The sequence below is a fragment of the Paenibacillus sp. BIHB 4019 genome (assembly GCF_002741035.1).
GTDB lineage: Bacteria > Bacillota > Bacilli > Paenibacillales > Paenibacillaceae > Pristimantibacillus.
In genome coordinates, this window is the sequence record NZ_CP016808.1 from 2,528,419 (window position 1) to 2,548,046 (window position 19,628).

A 19,628-nucleotide genomic window follows, 5' to 3' on the forward strand; every position below is an offset into this window, starting at 1 on the left:
ACAAATAAAAAAATGAGAACAATCGGGAGGCCCTACCAATGAAATTAGCTAAAAAAGGCATGATGCTTGCATTAACCGCATTTATGGGAGTCAGCTTGGCAGGCTGCGGAACAGCAGCAAGCAATGGACAAGCAAGCAGTGAAGCTTCTGCGTCACCTTCGGCGCCAGCCGCTTCTACAGCAGCAGAGCAGCCGCAGCAAACAGAGGTTAAACTGAGCGGCAGCGTAGTCGTATACAGCGCAGGACCAGAAGGGCTTGCGAACAAAATTAAGGAAGGCTTTGAAGCGAAGACCGGGGTGAAGGTCGAAATGTTCCAAGGCACAACGGGCAAAATTTTGGCCCGCATGGAGGCGGAAAAATCGAATCCAGCGGTTGATGTGCTTGTACTGGCGTCGCTTCCGGCGATGCAAGGACTGAAAGAGGAAGGCATATTGATGAGCTACCCGGAAGCGGCTAATGCGGACAAGCTAATTGCCGACTGGTCGGATAAAGACGGACAATATTTCAGCTACAGCGCCTCTGCGCTTGGCATTGTGTATAATACCAAGCTTGTACAGACGCCTCCAGCTTCATGGGCGGATCTGGCTAAGCCGGAGTGGAATGGCAAGGTCAACATTCCAGATCCATCCTTGTCCGGCTCGGCACTTGATTTTATTTCCGGCTATTTGAGCGCATCGGGCGATAGCGGCTGGTCGTTATTCGAAAGCTACAAGCAAAACGGCGTAGCGATGGCGGGCGCGAATCAAGAGGCGCTTGATCCAGTCATTACAGGAGCGAAATCCGTTGTAGCTGCCGGCGTCGATTACATGGCATACAAAGCGAAAGCGGCTGGCGAGCCGGTGGATATTGTTTATCCAAAAGAGGGCAGCGTCATTAGCCCGCGTCCGGCTGCTATTGTCGGCACGGCCAAAAACGCCGACAATGCTAAAGCTTTTATCGATTATCTGCTTTCCGATGATGCTCAGCAAATGGTTACTGGCGCATATTTGCTCCCAGGCCGCTCGGATGTGGAAGCGAAGGATCGCGCAAGTGTGGACGAAATTCCTACCTTCAACGTGAACTGGCAGTGGATGAACGAAAATAGCGACAGCGTAACGACGAAGTTTACCCAATTGTTTAAATAAAGCGAACACCAGCCGCCTGATATCTGCTGCCCTAAGGCATCAGGTATCGGGCGGTGCTGGCAATAGACAGGTAATAGACGGGTGGTCTGACGATGCAATCCTCTTTATTTAAAAACTATGTTTGGCTCGGCATGGGGCTGGCGCTGGCGCTTCTCGGCATGCTGGTGCTCGCGCCGCTGCTGATCGTATTCGGCACGAGCTTATATACGGACCAGAAGCTGGATTTGCTTGCTCCGCTGCAAATCATTAGGCAAAGCGAGCTTAGCGAGGTGCTGTTCAATTCGATTTGGCTTGGACTTTGCGTCATCGCGGCTACGACGGTGCTTGCTTTCCCGCTCGCTTGGATCATGGCGAAGACGCCGCTGCGCCGCCACAAGTGGCTGGATATCGTGCTGCTTATCCCCTTCATGACGCCGCCTTACATCGGGTCAATGGGCTGGATGCTGTTCATGCAGACGAATGGCTACATGGAGCAGTTCATTCCGGCATCTAAGGCGATCACGCCTGCCTTCTTCAGTTTTGGCGGCATGGTGGCGATTATGAGCCTGCATTTATTTCCGTTTCTGTATTTGCTGCTGCGCAATGCGCTTCTGCAAATCGGCGGCAGCATGGAGGAAGCTGCGGCGGTGCATGGCGGCGGCTTCCTATACCGCCTGCGGCGCATCGTGCTGCCGCTGCTGCTGTCCAGCTACGTCATGGGCAGCCTGCTCATTTTTGTAAAAACGATTGCCGAGTTCGGCACGCCCGCCACCTTCGGGCGCAAAATCGGCTTTTACGTTATGACCTCGGAAATCCATAAATATATTTCCAGCTGGCCGATTGATTTTGGCAAGGCGACTTCTCTCGCTTCGGTGCTGCTCGCGGCTTGTCTTGTGATGTGGTATATCCAAAGCACGATAAGCAGCCGCTATTCGTATCGCTTAGTCGGCGGCAAGGGCGCTATCAAGCAGACAGCGACGATGAGCCGCTGGGGCCGGATATTGTGCTCGCTGTACATTGGGGTACTGCTCCTTGCCTCTATCGGTATTCCGTATTTTTCGATTATTACGGCATCGCTCTTGAAGCTGCGCGGCGTAGGCCTCGCATGGGACAATTTGACGCTTCAGCATTATGTGGAGCTGCTTACGCCGGGGTCTTCGAGTCTGAATGCGCTGCTTAACAGCTTCGGCCTGTCGATTGTCGCCTCCACGATTGCCGTCGTGCTGGGCACATGGTTCGCCTTGACGGTGCAGCGCTCGCGTACGCCGGGGCAGAAGCTGGTCGATTTATTCAGCTTGCTGCCGAATACAGTACCTGGCATTGTTATCGTCGTAGGGCTGATTTTGTTATGGAATGCGAAGTGGATGCCGATTCCGCTTTACAATACGTATGGCATGGTCGTACTGACGTATGTTATTTTGTTCCTGCCTTATACTGTGCAATATGTGAAAGCAAGCTACGGGCAAATCGACCCGATGCTGCTGCAGGCGGGACAAGTGTTTGGCGGACGCAGGCTTTATGTGCTGCGGCGGATTTTGCTGCCGCTGCTGCTGCCCGGCATGCTGGCGGGCTGGATGATGACGTTCACGATATCCAATCGGGAGCTGGTGGCGTCGCTGCTCGTCCTGCCGCCGTCGATGAAAACGTCGGCGACGTATATTTTTGCCCAGTTTGAGCAGGGAGAGGTGTCGATGGGGATGGCAATGGCCGTCATCTCGGTTGGCATCACGACGGTGCTGCTGCTGGCGATGAATGTTTTTAGCTCACAACAGAAAGTGGAATAGCTGATGATGCAACTGACCATTTGGGGTGGAGCGGGCGAACACGGCCGCTCCAGCTATTTGCTGCAATATAAAGACGAAGCGGTTTTGCTGGACTGCGGCGGGAAAAAAGAAGGCGGAGGACAATATCCGCTCATTCGTCCGGAAGTGATTCCGCAGCTTAAAGCGGTATTTTTATCGCATGCGCATGAGGATCATTCCATGGCGCTGCCGCTGCTGTATAAGCACGGTTATGAAGGTGAAGTATGGACGAGCCGCGTGACGGAGCAGCAGCTTCCGGGCTATTTTCAGGCATGGCGCCGTTATGCCCGCTCGCAGGCTGCCGAGCTCCCCTATACGGATGAGCATATTGCGGCCATCCGCTATGCCTATTTAGAGGAGCGATCCATCGCGGCTGAATGGAGCAGCGTGTTCCCCGGGCTGCGCATAAAATGGGGCCGCAGCGGGCATTTGCCAGGCGCCGTTTGGCTGGCGCTCGATTGGCATGGCAAGCTGGTTTATTTCTCAGGCGATTACACGGCTGAATCGGGCCTGCTTGCGGCAGACGAGCCGCTGCTGTCAGCGATTGGCGAGGGCGGCGAAGGAGCGGATGCCGCCCGCCGCCCGATTTCTGAGACAAGGCGCATCGCCGATCTTGCGATCATCGATGCGGCTTACGGGGCGAACCCGGATTCGCAGGCGGTTCGGCTGGCGGAGCTGGAGCGGGCGACCGAGGAGGTACTGCGGGCGCAGGGCTCGGTGCTGTTTCCTGTGCCGACGAGCGGGAGAGGGCAGGAGCTGTTGGTATGGGCGAGCGAGCGCTTCCCAGAGGCGCAGCTTATAGTGGAGCGGGCGCTAATGGAGCCGCTCCGCCAGCTGGCTGCGCTGCCGGAATGGCTGGGCGGCGGAGCGCTGGCCCGTATGGAGCCGCTGCTGGCGAGTGGCAGGCTTACGATTGTCGCAAATGAAGAGGAGCGGCTAAGGGCGCTTGCTCGCAAGGGCAGCTCCCTGATTTTTACGAATGATGGCATGATGCAGTCTGAAGTTGCCCGGTGGTATTATGAGCAGCTTTCGGGCGCCGCCCGCCATGCCGTATTGCTGACCGGACATCTGGCCGCAGGCTCTTATGGCGAAATGGCGCTGCGAAGCAGCGAGGACAGTGGCGGCAGCAGCGGGGACCGCGCCTCTGACTTCCCAATTCCAGTACAGCATATCCGCTATAAGGTGCATCAAGGCTTGCCGGATGTCAGGCAAATGATGAAGCGGGTACCAAGCCGCTCTGTCGTGCTGGCGCATGCCGTTAAGCCAAGAACCGATCAATTGCTTGAAGTGTTGGAGGAAGAGGGCTATGAGGGCGTGTATTCGCTGAGCCCGGGTGACCGGTTGATTTTTTAAATGAAAAATGAAAAATAGAAAACAGCTGAGATTCGCGGCGGCAAAATGTCGTAATGAATCGATGCTGTTTTTTTGCGGTCTGCTAAAGTTTTCATTCGTGTTGGAATTGGGGAATATTATTTACAAGTTAGATACAAGCTGGACATAGTCTTGAGATATTCGCTTTATATACTGTATTCATCAGGAGGACGCAGCAGCGGCAAACAAGGAGGGACAGCAGCAACGTCCAGCTAGAGCGTCCAGTTATTGAAATTATAAAAATAGAGATAAAAAAAACGGAGTATTCAAAAGGAGATTATAAAGATGAAAAACAACATGAAAAAAGGAATCGTATCGATGGTAGTTGTCGGAATGACGTTGACGGGCGCAGCGGGCGTATATGCTGGAGCGAGCCTCCAAAAAATTTCAGCGTATTTGAACGGCAATATTAGTATTAAAGTCGATGGAGCTGCTTATACCCTTAAAGATGAGAACGGCCACAAGCTTTCGCCAATTATGTATCAGAATAAAATGTATTTGCCTGTCCGCTCGCTAGCGGGAGCACTTGATACACCGATTCAATATGATTCGAAAAATAACCAGGTGCTAATTGGCAAAGGGCAGCAAGCATCCGAGCAGTATGTCGAGGTCAAATACAGCGACGCGCAAATCAAACTCATTAAGAAGGAGTTTGCTGCATTTGAAGGCTTTGAAACGGCATATGCGCCTAAGCAGATGGCAGCCGGAGATGCTTATGTCAAATCGTTTGCCGGGGGCGACGGCGTTAGTGTGATTTTCAAGCATATGAACGTCAATGTATCTCCAAGAGACTATTCGGACGGTTATGAAAGCAAGGAGGTCGTGCTGTCGAACGGGGTAAAAGCGAAATGGTATACGCCGAGCGACCTGCCGATGCTGAGCTTCCAGCTCGATGACCGCACGATTACGATTAGCTCCCCTGATAAAGCGTTGACCGAAGCGCAAATGGAGAAAATCGCAGTTAGCGTAGCAAAATTGTAAGCTTAACCTAAGTCATAATTATTCCGTGACACCTACAAATAAAAATAAGCCGCCTCTGCCGCATGAAAGCCGCAGGGGCGGCTTATTTTTATTGGCCCCGCGAATTTGGCTTTCCGAAGGAGTCTTGACTTTTTATCTGGGGTATTTTACAATAGCATGATTCTAACTAACGTTCGTTAGGTAAAACCTTTGCCGATTGAAAAGGAGGGATTGCAATGGCGGAAAAACAGGAGCGTGTGCCGCGAGCTACGGCAGAACGCCTGAAGCAGGCGGCGCTGACGGTGTTCACGGAATTTGGCTATGAAGGAACGTGCATGTCTGATATTGCCAAGGCGGTCCAGATTAAGACACCTTCTATATATGCTCATTTTGCGTCAAAGGAGCAGCTGTTTTTAGAGCTTTGCGGCGACGTGATGGCCGAAGAGGGCATGTTGTTTGATGCGCTTATTGGGCAGTCGCAAGGCAAGCCTGTTATCGAGCGGATGCGCGAGGTGTATGATTTTTTCACTGATTTCCCGCATTTGACGGCCGGGCAGTGGTTTTTGAAACGCATGATGATAGTGCCACCAAAACATTTGCAGCAGCAGTTCCGGATTGATTTTTTGGCGCATGAACATCGGATAGATGCGGCAGTAGGTGCGCTAATCGTGGAGGGGCAGCAGTCGGGCATCTTTTCTAAGCAGGAAGTGGATCATATGATTGCGGTTTTTTATACGCTGCTTGATGGCTTGCTGGTTGCCAACCAGATTTATGAGCAGTCGGTATTTGTTTCACGCAAGCAAGTCGTTTGGGAAATGCTAATGAAGAGCTGGACGACAGCTTAAGCAAGGCGGATTTAACGGAGGGTACAGAGAGGGGTTTTTATGATGAAGGCTTGGCTTTATGTCATTTTCGGGGGCATATTTGAAGTGTTTTGGACCTTCGGTCTTAAATATTCGAAAGGATTTACAGACCCGCTAGTGAGCGTCATTACTGTTATTTTGATTATTATCAGCTTTGTGCTGTTCGCCCGTTCGATGCAATTGCTGGAAATCGGCACAGCTTATGCGGTATTTACTGGAATAGGTACGGCTGGTACGGTCGTATTCGGCATTTTGGTATTAGGCGAGTCTGCGGATATTAAACGCCTGCTGCTGGTCGGAACGCTGATTATCGGCATTATCGGGCTTAAGCTCGTATCCAGTGAGAAGCCAAAGGAAGAGCAGGCGGCAGATGCAGGGATCGAGCAGAGTGCGCAAGCGGCACAGGTCGTGCAGGGAAGGGGCGGAAAATAAGATGGCATGGATCTTTTTAATTATTTCCGGCCTTGGCGAGGTCGGCGGCGTAACATTCATGAAGCTGTCGGACGGCTTTAAACGCTGGAGAGGGACGGTCGGAGCCATTGTTTTCGGCTTCATCAGCTTCTACTTTCTGTCGCGGTCGCTTCAGGACATTCCAATCAGTACCGCTTACGGCATTTGGACGGGAATCGGCTCGGTCGGCAGCGTTATTCTGGGGATGATTTTTTTCAAAGAATCGCGCGACTGGCGTAAAATCTTCTTCGTCCTCATGATTATTGGAAGCGTCATTGGTCTCAAAATGGTAGGCTAATAATTGCGATATGGATAATAGTAGACAATAAACCTAAAGAAGGAGAGTGAACCTATGTCGCTCTTCTTTTCTTTTCGCCGTTTCCGATTTAAAATAATAGAATAGAGTATAGACATGGCGAGAGAGGCAGGCATAGGGCATGGAAGTGAAACGGCTGGAGAAATGGATTGAGATGACAGAACGAACGCTGCTTGAAGAAGTGAGGCTCCAAAGCGTTAACCATGGCGAGCCCATTCAAGTGGATGTTTTGCCGGAAGGCTGGGAGCTGCTTGGAGCGGGCAATTACGCTGGCGTATTCGTCCATCAAGGTGCGCAGGATATAGCGGTGAAGGTGTATGCGCCGGGCAGAGAAGGCTGGGAAGCGGAGCGGGAAGTTTATCGCCGTTTGGGCGATCATCCTGCATATTCGACCTGCTACCATGCTTCCACAAGCAATGGGCTGGAATATTTGATGCTGCGCAGGCTTGAAGGGAAGACGCTGTACAAGTGTGTGCTGGAGGGTGTGATCATTGAGGATCGCATTATCGCGGAAATTGATGCTGCTTTGGATTACGCTCGTGAGCAGGGACTGTTTCCACATGATGTTCATGGCAAAAATGTCATGGTATCCAGCGATGACCGCGGCCTTGTCGTGGATGTATCCGATTTTCTTAAAGAAGAGCCTTGCATGATGTGGGATGATTTGAAAAAAGCGTACAACCGGATTTATATGCCGTTTCTATCCAAGCATTCCATGCCCGTGCCTGAGTGGGTCATGAATGGTGTGCGCAAAGGCTATCGCTGGGTGCGTGCTTCATCCAGATAGCTGTGCGCAGCCGGGCACCCGCATAGATGATGCGTGCCCGGCCCGCGCCTGTGCTTAAGGTTCGGAGTCGAAAGCGTCCAGCTGTTGCTGAGCGGCTTCAACGTCCTTCTTAAGTACATGAAGCCGTTTCAAATTGCCTTCCAGTGTAATTTTTGCCTTAATGCCGCTTGCCTTCAAATGAGCCTCCAATCGGTCAATGATATCCGCCCTAGAACCGCTTTCGGTTCTAATGGCAACCCATCGCCGCCACAGCAGCCCCATCCTATGCACCTCCGAGTTCTGCACAGATTATCCGTTCAAGCTATATATATTCCGGATCCTCCCGCTGCCATGACAGATTTATTCAAAGGGCCGGAGGATAAGCTCGCATTTCCCGGAAGCGGCATTATAAGCTTTCCAGAAATGACATGACATAGTATACTAGGTGGATATGTATAATCATGACATCGTCCCGGTACGACCAAATAGATGCTGAAGGTGAATGTATAATGGAAGGCATGAACGCTTTAAAGCCTAGATATGAACAAATGTATCTTATGCTGCGCGAAAAGATCCAAATCGGAGATTATACGGTCGGTGACCGCATCCCTTCGGAGAAGGAGCTGATGGAGGAATTTTCCGTCAGCCGGATTACCTCCAAGAAAGCACTGGATATGCTCGTTCAAGACGGCTATATTATGCGTCAGCCGGGCCGCGGCTCGTTCGTCATCGAGCATGCAATTCAGGAGCAGGGCGAAGCTCTGCCTGCACAAGACCAGGCCGCTCAGGCAGTTGCTTCAGTGCGCACACAGCAGATTGTATTAGGGCTCATCATGGAGGATTTCAGCGACAGCTACGGCAAGGAAATGCTGTCGGAGATGGAGCGGACGGCGCAGGCGCTCGGCGTTTATTTGATGCTGCGCATCTCTTTTTCCCAGCCCGATGTAGAAGAGAAGGCGATTCAGATGCTGCGCCAATACGGCGTAGATGGCCTGATTATTTATCCGACACGCGGTCAAAACTTCAGCCCGGAAATTTTAAAGCTGGTCATCGACAAATTCCCGCATGTGCTGGTAGATCGTTATTTGAAATGGACGGATACAACGGCAATCAGCTCAGACAACGTAGAAGCGGCGCGGATGGGTGTCCAGCATTTATTCAACTATGGCCATCGCCATATTGGACTGCTTGCTTCGCGGGTGACGGACAATGTGGCCATTGAGGAACGGATTGAAGGGTTTGTGCAGGCGCATGCTGAAGGCGGCATTTTGCTGGACCGCTCGTCCTGGCTGACCGATATGAACTGGACGTCCAATGACAATTCCAGCAGCCACCTCATCGACAAATATGTAAAAATCATTCAGCAGATGCTGCGCGAGCACCCGCGGATTACCGCATTGTTTGCAATGGAATATGAGCTGGCGCTCATAGCGAAGGAAGCGGTAGAGAAGATGGGCCTGCAACTTCCGCAGCAAATTTCGATTATTTGCTTTGACAGTCCGCAGAGCACGTCGGCGCTGTATCCGTTCACGCATTTGGAGCAGAACGAGAAAGAAATTGGCCGCCTCGCTGTCAATAATGTGCTGGAACTGATTCAGGGCGCTACGCTTCCTAGCAAAATATCGCTGCAAGTAAAGCTTGTCCAAGGCAAATCGACAGGGCCAGCCCCCCAATAGGCAAGCATGCTGCTGAGCAGCTTTTGCGTGCTTGGCATATTTTTAAGCTCGCGTGGGAAACTAAATGCAAGTATAGAGATAAAGCCCTTCTGTCAATTGGGACAGCAAGGGCTTTGTGTTTATATTTCATTATAATTTAAGGACATGGATAGGGAATTTGCCCAGCAAACAATTAACATGCTATTTGTTTTTAAATAATATAACATAGTATATTGACATACCATGAAATATAGATTAATATCGGTACATAAACTACTTGAAAGCGCTTATATAGAAAGGGATGCTTGAAATGACTGAAGTAATGGAAACGCTGCCGACATCGGTGCAGTCGTTGATCCAGGAAGTAGAAGGGAAGCTCGGTTCGCGTACGAAGCTGGCCCGGATGTTTGCAAACTGTTTCTCCAATACGTTGACGACGACGTTGAAGCCTCAGCCGGACGGTGCTATTTTCGTCATTACGGGTGATATTCCAGCGATGTGGCTGCGGGATTCGGCAGCTCAGGTTCGTCCGTACTTAATTTTAGCGAACGAAGATGCAGAGATGGCGCGCTTAATTGAAGGCGTTGTCAAACGGCAAATTCAACATATATTGCAGGACCCTTATGCGAATGCGTTTAATGAACATGCCAACAGCAAGGGGCATCAGAACGATTTAACGGAAATGACGCCTTGGCTATGGGAGCGCAAGTATGAAATTGACTCGCTCTGCTATCCGATCCAGCTTGCTTATCTGCTGTGGAAGACAACGGGAACTACAGCGCATTTTGATGAGGCGTTCACTGAAGCCTGCTTCAGCATTTTGCGGGTGTGGAGAACGGAGCAGAACCACGATGGGCAGTCGAGCTACCGTTTCCAAAGAACGGATTGTCCGCAGTCGGATACGCTGCTGAATGAAGGCAAAGGAACGCCAAGCGCAGTAACGGGCATGACCTGGTCAGGCTTCCGCCCAAGTGACGATGCTTGCGACTACGGTTATCTCATTCCATCGAACATGTTTGCTATCGTCGTACTGGATTATATGGCTGAAATTGCGGTTGAAGTGCTTGACAATCAAGAGCTCGCGAAGCAAGCGGCTGCTCTCCGTCAGGAAATTCAAGCGGGCATTGAGCAGTATGCGACAGTCGAGCATGAGCAGTTCGGCAAAATTTTCGCTTATGAGACAGATGGCCTTGGCGCTTACAATTTGATGGACGATGCGAATGTGCCAAGCTTGCTGTCCTTGCCGTACCTTGGCTGCTGCAAGCTGGATGATCCTATTTATTTGAACACAAGACGCTTCGTGCTGAGTGAGGGGAATCCCTATTACTTCACAGGTACGGCGGCGCAAGGAATTGGCAGCCCTCATACTCCGGAAAACTATATCTGGCACATTTCGCTTGCTATGCAAGCGCTGACTTCACAAGATGAGGCAGAGGTTGAACGACTTCTGAACGTGCTGGAGAGCACGGATGCCGGAACTGATTTTCTGCATGAAGGCTTTCATAAAGATGATCCAAGCGAGTATACTCGCGAATGGTTTTCTTGGGCCAATGCCTTGTTTAGCGAATTGATTTTGACGTATTGCGGCTTTAAGGTTCCATCGAGCATGAATGCTCGTTCAATATAGGAACAAATAATAAGCGTAACAGACGGACAATAAGGGGAGCGATCAAGATGGCAGGTAAAAAAACAATTCTGGCAGGTACGGTTGCAGCTTTAACTGTTTTCACAGCAGCATGTTCAGGAAATGCAGGCACAAACAGCACGGAAAGCCCAAGTGCATCTTCTGCTAGCGGAGCGACAAAGACGGTTAAAGTCGCTTATGGCAAATGGAATGAGACGGATAACTGGGGCAAGTGGCTGACGAGCGTGAAGGCGGATTTTGAAAAAGCGAACCCGGGTGTTACCGTTCAACTGCAGCCGATTGAAGGCTCGCAATATGCAACGAAAATTCCGCTGCTGATGATGGATGAGAAAACAGCACCTGAAGTGCTTGCAGAAGATTCCTTCATGATTAATGCTGACAGCGAAGCGGGCTACCTGCAGCCGCTAGATGTGGCTTCATGGGAAGATTGGGGCAAATTCAACGAGGGCATTAAAGCGGCTGTAACAGGTACGGACAGCAAAATTTATGGCGTGCCTTTCTCCACGGACGTTCGCGGCTTGTACTACAATAAAGAGCTGTTCAAGCAAGCAGGTCTGCCTGTGCCTTGGGAGCCGAAGAGCTGGGATGATGTACTGAGCGCTTCCCGCACGATTAAATCCAAGCTTACGGACATTATTCCTTTCTGGATGAACTCCGGCAAAGCGGGACAAGAAGCAACAACGATGCAAACCTTCGAAATGCTGCTATACGGAACTAACGACACACTTTATGAAGATGGCAAATGGGTGACGCAAAGCCCAGGCATTCTGAGCTCGCTGAATTTCATTCACTCCATCTACTCCGAGGGCATGGGTCCAAAAATGTCGCAAGTACTGACTGCTCAAGCAGGCCAAGTATTGGAGACCGATCTGATGCCGAATCAAAAAGTCGCTATCGTTCTTAACGGCAACTGGCTGACAGGCAACTGGTCCGCTAGCGGCGGCAAGCCTTGGCCGGAAGCGCTTGATGTATATGATTTCGTGAAAATGCCGACTGAGAAAGGCCAAGAGCCTGGATTCACTTCGATGTCTGGCGGCTGGACGCTTAGCGTTGGCGCGAAATCCGCTGAAAAAGAGCTTGGCTTCGAATTTATTAAAATGGCTATCAATGAGCAGCACAACAAAGAGTTCGCTATGCTGGACGGCGCTCTAACGCCTCGTACTGACGTAGCTGCTGATACGGAATACACGGGCCAGCCTGGCACGTTGTATGGCGTAGCTGCTGAATTTATTACGTACACGCATGTTCGTCCTACTAATGCGAACTATCCAGCCGTATCAACTTCGATTCAGGAAATGGTTGAGAAAGTGGCATCGGGCTCACTTGCGCCTGAGGCGGCAATGAAAGAATATGCAACAAGCGTAGAAAGAACAGTAGGCGCTGATAAAGTAGCGACGAAGTAGCACACAGCTGGGAAGCCGATTGTTGCTTAACAACAATCGGCTTGTCTTTTTCAAATTCAGTCAGGAGGATACCAGATGGAAGCGATAAACTCGCGATTTCCCAAAGCGAAAAGGAAAGGGAACGGAAGTGAACAGTGGAGGGCGGCGCTATTTTTATCGCCTAGCTGGCTGTTGCTTTTACTCTTTTTCTTCGTGCCGGCAGTTTTAACTTTTTATTTCGCGTTTACAAATATGGCTTTGACCGGAGCGGCAGCAGCGAATACGCAGTTTGTCGGGTTCCAAAACTTCACGAACATGTTTCAGGATGCGACATTCCGCACTTCTGTAGGCAACACCATCGTATTCCTCATTTTCTCGGCCGTTGTTGGCCAGCAAGTTATGGGTTTTCTTATCGCTTTTTTAATGAATGGCAGAAACCGCGTATTCCGCAGTGTTGTCGGCTCCATCGTTATTTCGGGCTGGGTAGCACCAGAAGTGGTATGTGCGTTTGTATGGTTCGCTTTTCTGAATGATACCGGAACGGCTAATGCGGTCATTCAAGGCATCGGCTTTGAGCCTATCGCTTGGCTGTATACGTTCCCAATGGTATCCGTTATTATTGCAAACGTATGGCATGGAACAGCCTTCTCGATGATGGTATTCCAGGCTGCACTAGGCGATGTGCCTAAAGAGGTTGAGGAAGCGGCAATGATCGATGGCGCTTCGGCTTGGCAGAGACTTATCCGCATTACCATTCCAATGATTAGCGGTTCAGTTGTAACGAATATGGTACTTGTAACGCTTCAAACACTAGGCTCCTTTACACTCATTTATGCGCTGACAGGTGGCGGTCCAGGAAATGCAACGGAAACGCTGCCGATCTATATGTATCATCAGGCCTTTGTCAACTATCAGCTTGGCTACGGCACAGCTATTTCTCTTGTTCTGCTGTTGATCGGTATTATTGCCAGTCTGTTGTATATGAAGCTTCTGAAAGTGAAGCTGTAGTTCCAACGCAAAGCTTGGATAATGGTTTATTAAAAGGAGGACGCGCAAATGAGCAGCAACGTACGCAAGCGCCCCAGAATGAATCGGTTTATGGTCGGCCGGGTGCTTCCTTATATTATTTTGAGTTTTATCGCCTTATTGTTTCTGCTTCCTATGCTGTGGCTCGTATTGGCTTCGTTCGACGGAGCAGCCACTCTTGCTCTGAAGGTGCCTGATGAGGTAACGCTGAGCAATTATACCTCTACGCTGTCGAGCTCGGACAATCAGCGCTCTTTCGGCAATGGCTTGCTTCTGGCTCTTGGACAAGCGCTGCTTGTCGTCACTGCGGCGGGGCTAGCTTCTTATCCGCTGTCACGTTACCAGCTGCGGTATAAGCGTCCGTTTATGTACGTCATCCTGTTCGCAACAGGCTTGCCGATTACGGCAGTTATGGTTCCGGTTTATCAGTTTTTCCTTTACATGAAAATTCAAGATTCCCTGTTTTTCACCATTTTGTTCTTGGCCGCATCCGCGCTGCCATACTCCATCTGGATGATGAAAAACTTCATGGATTCCGTACCTTTGGAGCTGGAGGAAGCTGCTTGGGTGGACGGCGCGTCCATCTGGACGACGCTTCGCCTTGTCGTTGCTCCACTGATGCTGCCAGGCATTTTCACCGTCGGCATTTTCGCCTTTGCAGGCAGCTGGGGGAACTTCCTCGTTCCATTCATTTTGCTGCAAAGCCCGCAGAAGCTTCCTGCTGCCGTTACCATTTACCAGTATTTTGGGCAAAATGGCATCGTGCAATATGGCAAGCTGGCGGCCTTCTCGATTATTTACACGATCCCTGCGGTCGCGCTTTATGTGTTCGGCCAACGCTTTATGTCCCAAGGCTTTAGCTTTGGCGGGGCGAACAAGGGTTAATTACGGAGTAATAGTTTTAAATGAAAAAGCAGCAAGCCCCACCACTTAGTCGGATGGGCTTGCCGCTTTTTTTGGTATTCGTAACATTAGCGCTCGTGGCGTTTTTGTTTCATGTTTAAGATTTCGGATTCAGTAAGACCGGATGCTTTAGCAATAATATGCGCTTCAACTCCAAGAGCTATAAGCTCGGAAGCAATTTCGATTGTTTTTTTTCGCTCGCCGCGGGCCTCCCCTTCTGCTAAAGCACCTTCAATCATGGAAGCCTCGTCGTGCAAATACTTTTGCCGATCCTCATACAGGCGACGCGCTTCTGTATCCTGGCTAAGAAACTCAAGTGTATTCATAGCTTTCTTTAATACAGGATCGTTCATGGTGAGCACCTCCCAATTGGATTTATTCGTACTCTTTAGAAACAGCAGCCAATTGACCAATCCTCCATTTCCAACAGGTACTGCGAGGCCATCTAGCTTGGGCAATTCTAAAAAATGCAGTTCTATATCATCGATTAGGGAAATGCCACTGCGATCTTCTCGAAGGTGAAACACGTTATGATACTGTTCGTTAGGCAAAAATGAGTAATTAAGAATATTGATTGTGACACATTTTTTGAGCAGCTTATAAGATTGACCTTCTTGCAATTGTCCATTGTAGAGCTTACTCCAATAAAAAAGAGTGCGCTTCTCAGTGTCATATTTATTGAACAGTTGCATTTCAACATTAATTAGTTCACCTTCGGCGGTTTTACCCCGAATATCTAAGATCGATTGTTTGTCTCGTGGAGCATCTTATTCTGTATAGGGATTGAGAAGAAGTCAAAGGAATAGGTTGACCCATCCGTCTTTTGTTGTTACTATTTTGTGGAAAATACTTTTACGGCAATCGTTCATCACTTTTCTCAAGGTGAAACGGCTGTCGCCGTCCTTTGGCGGCGCGGCGCGTTTCATTCCGAGAAATATAAGCTTAATGATAAGTGTGAAGCTTATGCAAGCTTATATTTTAAAAAAGAACAGGAGGAACAAAGATGACTAAAGCTGCAATAAGCACAGAAGTAACGACGCTGAATAACGGGGTGCAAATGCCGCGGCTGGGGCTTGGCGTATACTTGTCGAAAGAAGGCGATGAGGTTGAGCACGCTGTGCGTTACGCCATAGAAGCAGGGTATCGCAGCATCGATACGGCAAGCGCTTACAACAATGAAACGGGCGTAGGCCGTGCCATTGCCGAGAGTGGGATTGCGAGGGACGAGCTGTTCATTACGACGAAGGTATGGAACCGGGACCAAGGCTATGAGACGACACTGCAGGCATTCGAAGCTAGCCGCAAGCGTCTAGGGCTCGATATCATAGATTTGTATTTAGTACATTGGCCGGTGGCGGGCAAGTTTACAGAAACGTACCGCGCGCTGGAAAAGCTTTATAAGGATGGTTACGTTCGGGCTATCGGCGTGAGCAATTTTCTGCTGCCGCATTTCGACGAGCTGCTGCCGGGCTGCGAAATTAAGCCGATGGTCAATCAGGTGGAATTCCATCCGCTGCTGACACAGCCGGAGCTGCAAAGCTTCTGCCGCGAGCAGGGCATCCAGCTTGAGGCTTGGAGCCCGCTCATGCAAGGGAATTTAGACGTGCCGCTGCTTCAGGAGCTGGCTGGCAAATACGGCAAAAGCCCGGCACAAGTCGTCATCCGCTGGGATTTGCAAAAAGGCGTTATTACGATTCCGAAATCGGTTCGAAAAGAGCGCATTATCGAAAATGGCGATGTGTTTGATTTTGAATTGACGGAAGCGGAGGTTGCGGCGATTGATGGGTTAAATGAAGGCCGTCGTTATGGCTCCAATCCGATGAATTTCAATTTTTAAAGGTAGGTTGGACGGCCCGTGCATAATAGATGAAGAGTCATCGCATCCTAATGATGAATATTAGCGGGAACGGACTATTGACAGTTTGAACTGTAATTGATAAAATTACAGTACTAAACAGGGAGGCCGTTCACATTGAACAGCGAATTTACAATTGCCGTACACAGTCTTGTATATTTAGCTCATTTGCCGGAAAACATGGCGAGCAGCGAAATGATTGCCGTCAACGTAGGCACTCATTCAGCCCGCGTTCGCAAGGTGATGAGCGGCTTGCGCCGCAGCGGTTATGTGGATACGCGCGAAGGATCGGGAGGCGGCTATCGGCTGACGATTGATCCGAGTGTAGTAACGCTTGCCGATGTTTACCGAGTGATGGCGCAAGGTTCGCTTATTCCAAGCTGGTGCTCGGGCGATCCGGGCATGGAGTGCGTCGTCGGCTCCAATATGAACCAGGTGATGTTCCGGATTTTTTGTGAGGCGGAGAAGCAGCTGGAATCGCATTTCAGTCACACGACCATTCAGGATGTGCTTGGCCAGATTCATGCGTGTGAATAGGCAACTGATTATAAAGACGGTGTGAGGGGTATTCCCTTAGCATACACAACTGGAGAGGATGATTGAAATGGCAGTAGCATTAACGAAAGACAACTTTTCATCTAACGTAGAGAGCGGCGTATCTCTGGTGGATTTCTGGGCACCATGGTGCGGACCTTGCAAAATGCAGCTTCCAATCGTTGAAGAATTGGCAACTGAGCTTGCAGGCCAAGCTACAATTGCAAAAATCAATGTCGATGAAGAGCCTGAACTGGCTTCGCAATTCGGCGTAATGAGCATTCCAACCCTTATTTTGTTCAAAGACGGACAGCCCGTTGACAAAATGGTAGGTCTGCAAAGCAAAGATGCTTTGAAAGCAAAAATCAGCAATCAACTGTAAGACCTTTGGTCGCACATTGATTCAATGAAGGGAAGCTGCATCGCCGATGGTTCATCGGTGTGCGGCTTCTTTTTTTATTGTGCAAAAATTGTTTCAAAAGACGCAACTTCCCGCAAAGCTTGGGCGTCTATAGGATATTCAGGAATGTATTGGAGGGGGAAGCAGGAGATGGGAAGCAAAAAAAGGTTGATTGCATTTGTTGCGTTGGTCGCGATAACAAGCAGTGTGCCTACCGCCGCTTTTGCAAACGGAGCGAACGTGGCGATTGATCGCCAGACTAATCTGGCAGACCGCATTTCCGGGGAGGGCTCCATGGAAGCTGCTGAGAATGTATCGGTTTCAAAGGATAAGGCTGAGAAGCTGGCCCGTGAGCGTGTGAGTATTCCGAAGGAATATACGCTGCAGGGCGCGTCTTTGGCGGTCACTGTGCTGGCGCAGGGCAAACGCAATGTGTGGGGGCTTGATTTCGTTAAGAAAGTGAATGGCAAGCATAAGGGCAGCATTTATGTGCAAATTGATGCTGACGGCGGTCAGTTGCTTGCTTTTAGCTCCTATTTAGAAAATGCAAGCTCCAAGCCGACGTATCCGCTCAAGGTAGAGCGTTCGGCTGCCCAGGATATTGCTGCTTCCTTCATGAAGCAAATTGCTGCTTCGTACGCAGACCAGGTGCGCTACAACCCCGAATACGGGGCTCAGGTGCTTCCCCCACTGACAGGCGAGGTAGTTCATAAAATTCGCTATGACCGAATCATTAATGATATTCCTTATGTAGACAACTATATTGAACTCGATGTGGACAGCGAAGGCCATATTACTAATTATAAATTGCAATGGGACGACACGCTGCAGTTTCCAAAAGCAGACTCGCGCATTACGCTAGCTGAGGCCAATGCCAAGCTTCGTGAGCTTGCCCAGCCCGAGCTGCAATACATTGTGCCCTATAGCCCGCAAGGCCAGCGTTTCCCAATGCTTAGCTACGAGATGGGCAGTCTGGCGATTGATGCACTCGATGGCTCGCTGATTAAGAAGCTATACGATCAGACAAGCAGCGTATCCGCTACTCCAATTGCGCCAGCAGCGCTTGGCGAAGCGCCCAAAGCAGGCAATATGACGGACAAACAGGCGATTGCGCTTGTAGAGACTTCTTTCAAGCTGCCAACAGGCGCTGTGCTGTCCAATTCGAGCTACAATGAGTACAACGACGATACAACAGGCCATAACGAATCGTATTGGAACCTCAATTGGACGACGAAGAGCGGATCTAGAGAGACCGGCTCTGTATCGGCCACTGTGGACAGCAAGACGGGGATTATTCGCAGTTATTATGCCTATTCTTACGATGGCGGGGATACTTCGGTAAAGCCTTCCTTGACCTACGAGCAGGCGGAGAAGATTGCAACCGATACGGTGAAAAAGCAGCTTTCTTGGGCGGCTGACCAGCTTTACGTTGTAAAGCCTGATCCGAAGCAGTACAGCGATGCGCCAGCAGGCACGATTAATTCCTATTATATTTCCTTTGTCCGCAAAATTCAGGGTGCTACGGTGTCCTACGATCGGGTCAATGTCAATGTCGATGCCCGGACGAATGAAGTGACGATGTATGACGCCCAGCTCGCTTCCTTCAACTACCCGGCGCAAGCACCCAAGGTTATTGAGAAAAAGGAAGCGATTGAAAAATGGCTTAGCTACTATCGTACAGAGCTGACTTATTATGTAGAGCGGGAATATTCCCTCCAAGGCCAGCCGATCCCTATTGATAAATATAACCTGATGCTGGCGGCTGGCGAGCTGGATTCCGAGCAGGTGGAAAGCAAGACGGATGTGAAGCTTGTTTACCGCCTTGTGCCGGCTGCGATTGATGAATCCGTATTCCTGGATGCCCAAAGCGGGCAATGGCGGAATCGCGAAAGTGGCGAGGTTACGGCGTTAGAGAAGCCTAAGGCGCTTGATGTCGAAGGCCACTGGGCGCAGCGCCAGCTGGAGCTGATGGTTGCCTACAAGGCGCTGGATGTGAAGGATGGCAAGGTGCGTCCAAATGCGATTGTGACACGCGGCGAATTGATTAAAATGCTCGTGCTTGCTATGAATAGCGGCCGTGGGCCGGTTGTGATGGCGAATGCTGAATCGGGCAGTGCGGCTTTTAGCGATGTAGCGGCGGGTTCAGGCTATTATGTATATGTCCAAAGCGCGCTTGAGCAAAATCTGATTGATATTGGCGACGGCACCTTTAATCCGGCAGGCGAGGTAGACCGTGAGGAAATGGCCGAGCTGATCGTCCGGGCATTGGGCTACAATACGCTGGCAAATTATGACCAGCTGTTCAATATCAATTTTAAAGATGCGGACAAAACAGAGAAAAAAGGCCAGGCGGCAATCGTGGTCGGCCTCAACATTATGTCGCTGTCGGACGGAAGCTTCCTTCCGGAACGTAAGGTGACGCGGGCCGAGGCGGCGACGGCATTTTTCCGTTACCTGCAAACGCGGGCGGATTTAAAGGAAGCGCCGATTCGCAACTAAGAGCTGAAAGCTATCCCTAGCTCAGCAATTCGAGGCATAGCCTACGGGAAGCAATGAACAACGGAAGAGCCTTCGGCCAAGCAGCTAATTGGCTGGAG

Annotated in this window: 18 protein-coding genes and 1 pseudogene; 17 read left to right on the forward strand and 2 right to left on the reverse strand. The window is 50.3% G+C overall.

What is annotated here, in order from left to right; all coding sequences use genetic code 11:
• Positions 1–38: 38 nt before the first annotated feature.
• The 8 genes from BBD42_RS10765 to BBD42_RS10800 all read left to right on the forward strand — a co-directional run bounded on the left by BBD42_RS10765 (position 39) and on the right by BBD42_RS10800 (position 7,652).
• Positions 39–1,124: an ABC transporter substrate-binding protein gene (locus BBD42_RS10765; RefSeq protein ID WP_099518167.1), complete on the forward strand. Its 1,086-nt coding sequence runs from the start codon at positions 39–41 to the stop codon at positions 1,122–1,124.
• Between the two features lie 92 nt (positions 1,125–1,216).
• Positions 1,217–2,887, forward strand: coding sequence for an ABC transporter permease (locus BBD42_RS10770; protein WP_099518168.1), 1,671 nt, complete (start codon positions 1,217–1,219; stop codon positions 2,885–2,887).
• A gap of 3 nt (positions 2,888–2,890) precedes the next feature.
• Complete coding sequence (locus tag BBD42_RS10775; protein ID WP_099518169.1) at positions 2,891–4,258, forward strand: MBL fold metallo-hydrolase; 1,368 nt, start codon at positions 2,891–2,893, stop codon at positions 4,256–4,258.
• Positions 4,259–4,561: 303 nt separating this feature from the next.
• Complete coding sequence (locus BBD42_RS10780) at positions 4,562–5,257, forward strand: stalk domain-containing protein (protein ID WP_099518170.1); 696 nt, start codon at positions 4,562–4,564, stop codon at positions 5,255–5,257.
• A 215-nt stretch (positions 5,258–5,472) separates the two neighbouring features.
• Positions 5,473–6,081, forward strand: a complete 609-nt coding sequence (locus BBD42_RS10785) for a TetR/AcrR family transcriptional regulator (RefSeq protein WP_099518171.1) — start codon at positions 5,473–5,475, stop codon at positions 6,079–6,081.
• Positions 6,082–6,120: 39 nt separating this feature from the next.
• Positions 6,121–6,531 carry a DMT family transporter gene (locus tag BBD42_RS10790; RefSeq protein ID WP_099518172.1) on the forward strand — a complete coding sequence of 137 codons (411 nt, stop codon included), beginning with the start codon at positions 6,121–6,123 and terminating at the stop codon, positions 6,529–6,531.
• A 1-nt stretch (position 6,532) separates the two neighbouring features.
• The gene (locus BBD42_RS10795) at positions 6,533–6,847 is read left to right on the forward strand and encodes a DMT family transporter (protein WP_099518173.1); all 315 of its coding nucleotides are present in this window, start codon (positions 6,533–6,535) and stop codon (positions 6,845–6,847) included.
• A 139-nt stretch (positions 6,848–6,986) separates the two neighbouring features.
• The gene (locus BBD42_RS10800; protein ID WP_172455453.1) at positions 6,987–7,652 is read left to right on the forward strand and encodes a serine/threonine protein kinase; all 666 of its coding nucleotides are present in this window, start codon (positions 6,987–6,989) and stop codon (positions 7,650–7,652) included.
• 54 nt (positions 7,653–7,706) lie between these two features.
• On the opposite strand, the gene BBD42_RS10805 is transcribed toward BBD42_RS10800, so the two are convergent.
• Positions 7,707–7,913 carry a hypothetical protein gene (locus tag BBD42_RS10805; RefSeq protein ID WP_056036713.1) on the reverse strand — a complete coding sequence of 69 codons (207 nt, stop codon included), beginning with the start codon at positions 7,911–7,913 and terminating at the stop codon, positions 7,707–7,709.
• Positions 7,914–8,140: 227 nt separating this feature from the next.
• Between BBD42_RS10805 and BBD42_RS10810 the strand changes: the two genes are divergently transcribed.
• The 5 genes from BBD42_RS10810 (at position 8,141) to BBD42_RS10830 (ending at position 14,224) form a co-directional block, all read left to right on the forward strand.
• Complete coding sequence (locus BBD42_RS10810; RefSeq protein ID WP_172455454.1) at positions 8,141–9,307, forward strand: GntR family transcriptional regulator; 1,167 nt, start codon at positions 8,141–8,143, stop codon at positions 9,305–9,307.
• Positions 9,308–9,596: 289 nt separating this feature from the next.
• Positions 9,597–10,913 carry a glycoside hydrolase family 125 protein gene (locus tag BBD42_RS10815; protein WP_172455455.1) on the forward strand — a complete coding sequence of 439 codons (1,317 nt, stop codon included), beginning with the start codon at positions 9,597–9,599 and terminating at the stop codon, positions 10,911–10,913.
• 47 nt (positions 10,914–10,960) lie between these two features.
• The gene (locus BBD42_RS10820) at positions 10,961–12,334 is read left to right on the forward strand and encodes an extracellular solute-binding protein (protein ID WP_099518175.1); all 1,374 of its coding nucleotides are present in this window, start codon (positions 10,961–10,963) and stop codon (positions 12,332–12,334) included.
• A gap of 75 nt (positions 12,335–12,409) precedes the next feature.
• On the forward strand, positions 12,410–13,321 hold the full coding sequence (locus tag BBD42_RS10825; protein ID WP_099518176.1) for a carbohydrate ABC transporter permease: 912 nt from the start codon (positions 12,410–12,412) through the stop codon (positions 13,319–13,321).
• Positions 13,322–13,369: 48 nt separating this feature from the next.
• A complete protein-coding gene (locus BBD42_RS10830) occupies positions 13,370–14,224 on the forward strand; it encodes a carbohydrate ABC transporter permease (RefSeq protein WP_481855930.1) in 855 nt (284 codons plus the stop codon).
• Between the two features lie 86 nt (positions 14,225–14,310).
• Here BBD42_RS10830 and BBD42_RS10835 read toward each other — a convergent pair.
• A pseudogene (locus BBD42_RS10835) lies at positions 14,311–15,036 on the reverse strand (Rpn family recombination-promoting nuclease/putative transposase); the annotation flags it as partial.
• A 209-nt stretch (positions 15,037–15,245) separates the two neighbouring features.
• Here BBD42_RS10835 and BBD42_RS10840 point away from each other — a divergent pair.
• The 4 genes from BBD42_RS10840 (at position 15,246) to BBD42_RS10855 (ending at position 19,530) form a co-directional block, all read left to right on the forward strand.
• Complete coding sequence (locus BBD42_RS10840; protein ID WP_099518178.1) at positions 15,246–16,079, forward strand: aldo/keto reductase; 834 nt, start codon at positions 15,246–15,248, stop codon at positions 16,077–16,079.
• 135 nt (positions 16,080–16,214) lie between these two features.
• On the forward strand, positions 16,215–16,634 hold the full coding sequence (locus tag BBD42_RS10845; RefSeq protein WP_046231306.1) for an RrF2 family transcriptional regulator: 420 nt from the start codon (positions 16,215–16,217) through the stop codon (positions 16,632–16,634).
• A gap of 67 nt (positions 16,635–16,701) precedes the next feature.
• A complete protein-coding gene (gene trxA, locus BBD42_RS10850) occupies positions 16,702–17,013 on the forward strand; it encodes a thioredoxin (protein WP_056036730.1) in 312 nt (103 codons plus the stop codon).
• Between the two features lie 168 nt (positions 17,014–17,181).
• On the forward strand, positions 17,182–19,530 hold the full coding sequence (locus BBD42_RS10855; RefSeq protein WP_172455456.1) for an S-layer homology domain-containing protein: 2,349 nt from the start codon (positions 17,182–17,184) through the stop codon (positions 19,528–19,530).
• Positions 19,531–19,628: the final 98 nt, after the last annotated feature.

Coding starts and splice junctions, on each gene's coding strand:
- BBD42_RS10815 (WP_172455455.1), top strand. CDS start 9,597: ATGACTGAAGTAATGGAAACGCTGCCGACATCGGTGCAGTCGTTGATC.
- BBD42_RS10855 (WP_172455456.1), top strand. CDS start 17,182: ATGGGAAGCAAAAAAAGGTTGATTGCATTTGTTGCGTTGGTCGCGATA.
- BBD42_RS10775 (WP_099518169.1), top strand. CDS start 2,891: ATGATGCAACTGACCATTTGGGGTGGAGCGGGCGAACACGGCCGCTCC.
- BBD42_RS10805 (WP_056036713.1), bottom strand. CDS start 7,913: ATGGGGCTGCTGTGGCGGCGATGGGTTGCCATTAGAACCGAAAGCGGT.
- BBD42_RS10785 (WP_099518171.1), top strand. CDS start 5,473: ATGGCGGAAAAACAGGAGCGTGTGCCGCGAGCTACGGCAGAACGCCTG.
- BBD42_RS10780 (WP_099518170.1), top strand. CDS start 4,562: ATGAAAAACAACATGAAAAAAGGAATCGTATCGATGGTAGTTGTCGGA.
- BBD42_RS10830 (WP_481855930.1), top strand. CDS start 13,370: ATGAGCAGCAACGTACGCAAGCGCCCCAGAATGAATCGGTTTATGGTC.
- BBD42_RS10810 (WP_172455454.1), top strand. CDS start 8,141: ATGGAAGGCATGAACGCTTTAAAGCCTAGATATGAACAAATGTATCTT.
- BBD42_RS10820 (WP_099518175.1), top strand. CDS start 10,961: ATGGCAGGTAAAAAAACAATTCTGGCAGGTACGGTTGCAGCTTTAACT.
- BBD42_RS10800 (WP_172455453.1), top strand. CDS start 6,987: ATGGAAGTGAAACGGCTGGAGAAATGGATTGAGATGACAGAACGAACG.
- BBD42_RS10770 (WP_099518168.1), top strand. CDS start 1,217: ATGCAATCCTCTTTATTTAAAAACTATGTTTGGCTCGGCATGGGGCTG.
- BBD42_RS10825 (WP_099518176.1), top strand. CDS start 12,410: ATGGAAGCGATAAACTCGCGATTTCCCAAAGCGAAAAGGAAAGGGAAC.
- BBD42_RS10790 (WP_099518172.1), top strand. CDS start 6,121: ATGATGAAGGCTTGGCTTTATGTCATTTTCGGGGGCATATTTGAAGTG.
- BBD42_RS10840 (WP_099518178.1), top strand. CDS start 15,246: ATGACTAAAGCTGCAATAAGCACAGAAGTAACGACGCTGAATAACGGG.
- BBD42_RS10795 (WP_099518173.1), top strand. CDS start 6,533: ATGGCATGGATCTTTTTAATTATTTCCGGCCTTGGCGAGGTCGGCGGC.
- trxA (WP_056036730.1), top strand. CDS start 16,702: ATGGCAGTAGCATTAACGAAAGACAACTTTTCATCTAACGTAGAGAGC.
- BBD42_RS10765 (WP_099518167.1), top strand. CDS start 39: ATGAAATTAGCTAAAAAAGGCATGATGCTTGCATTAACCGCATTTATG.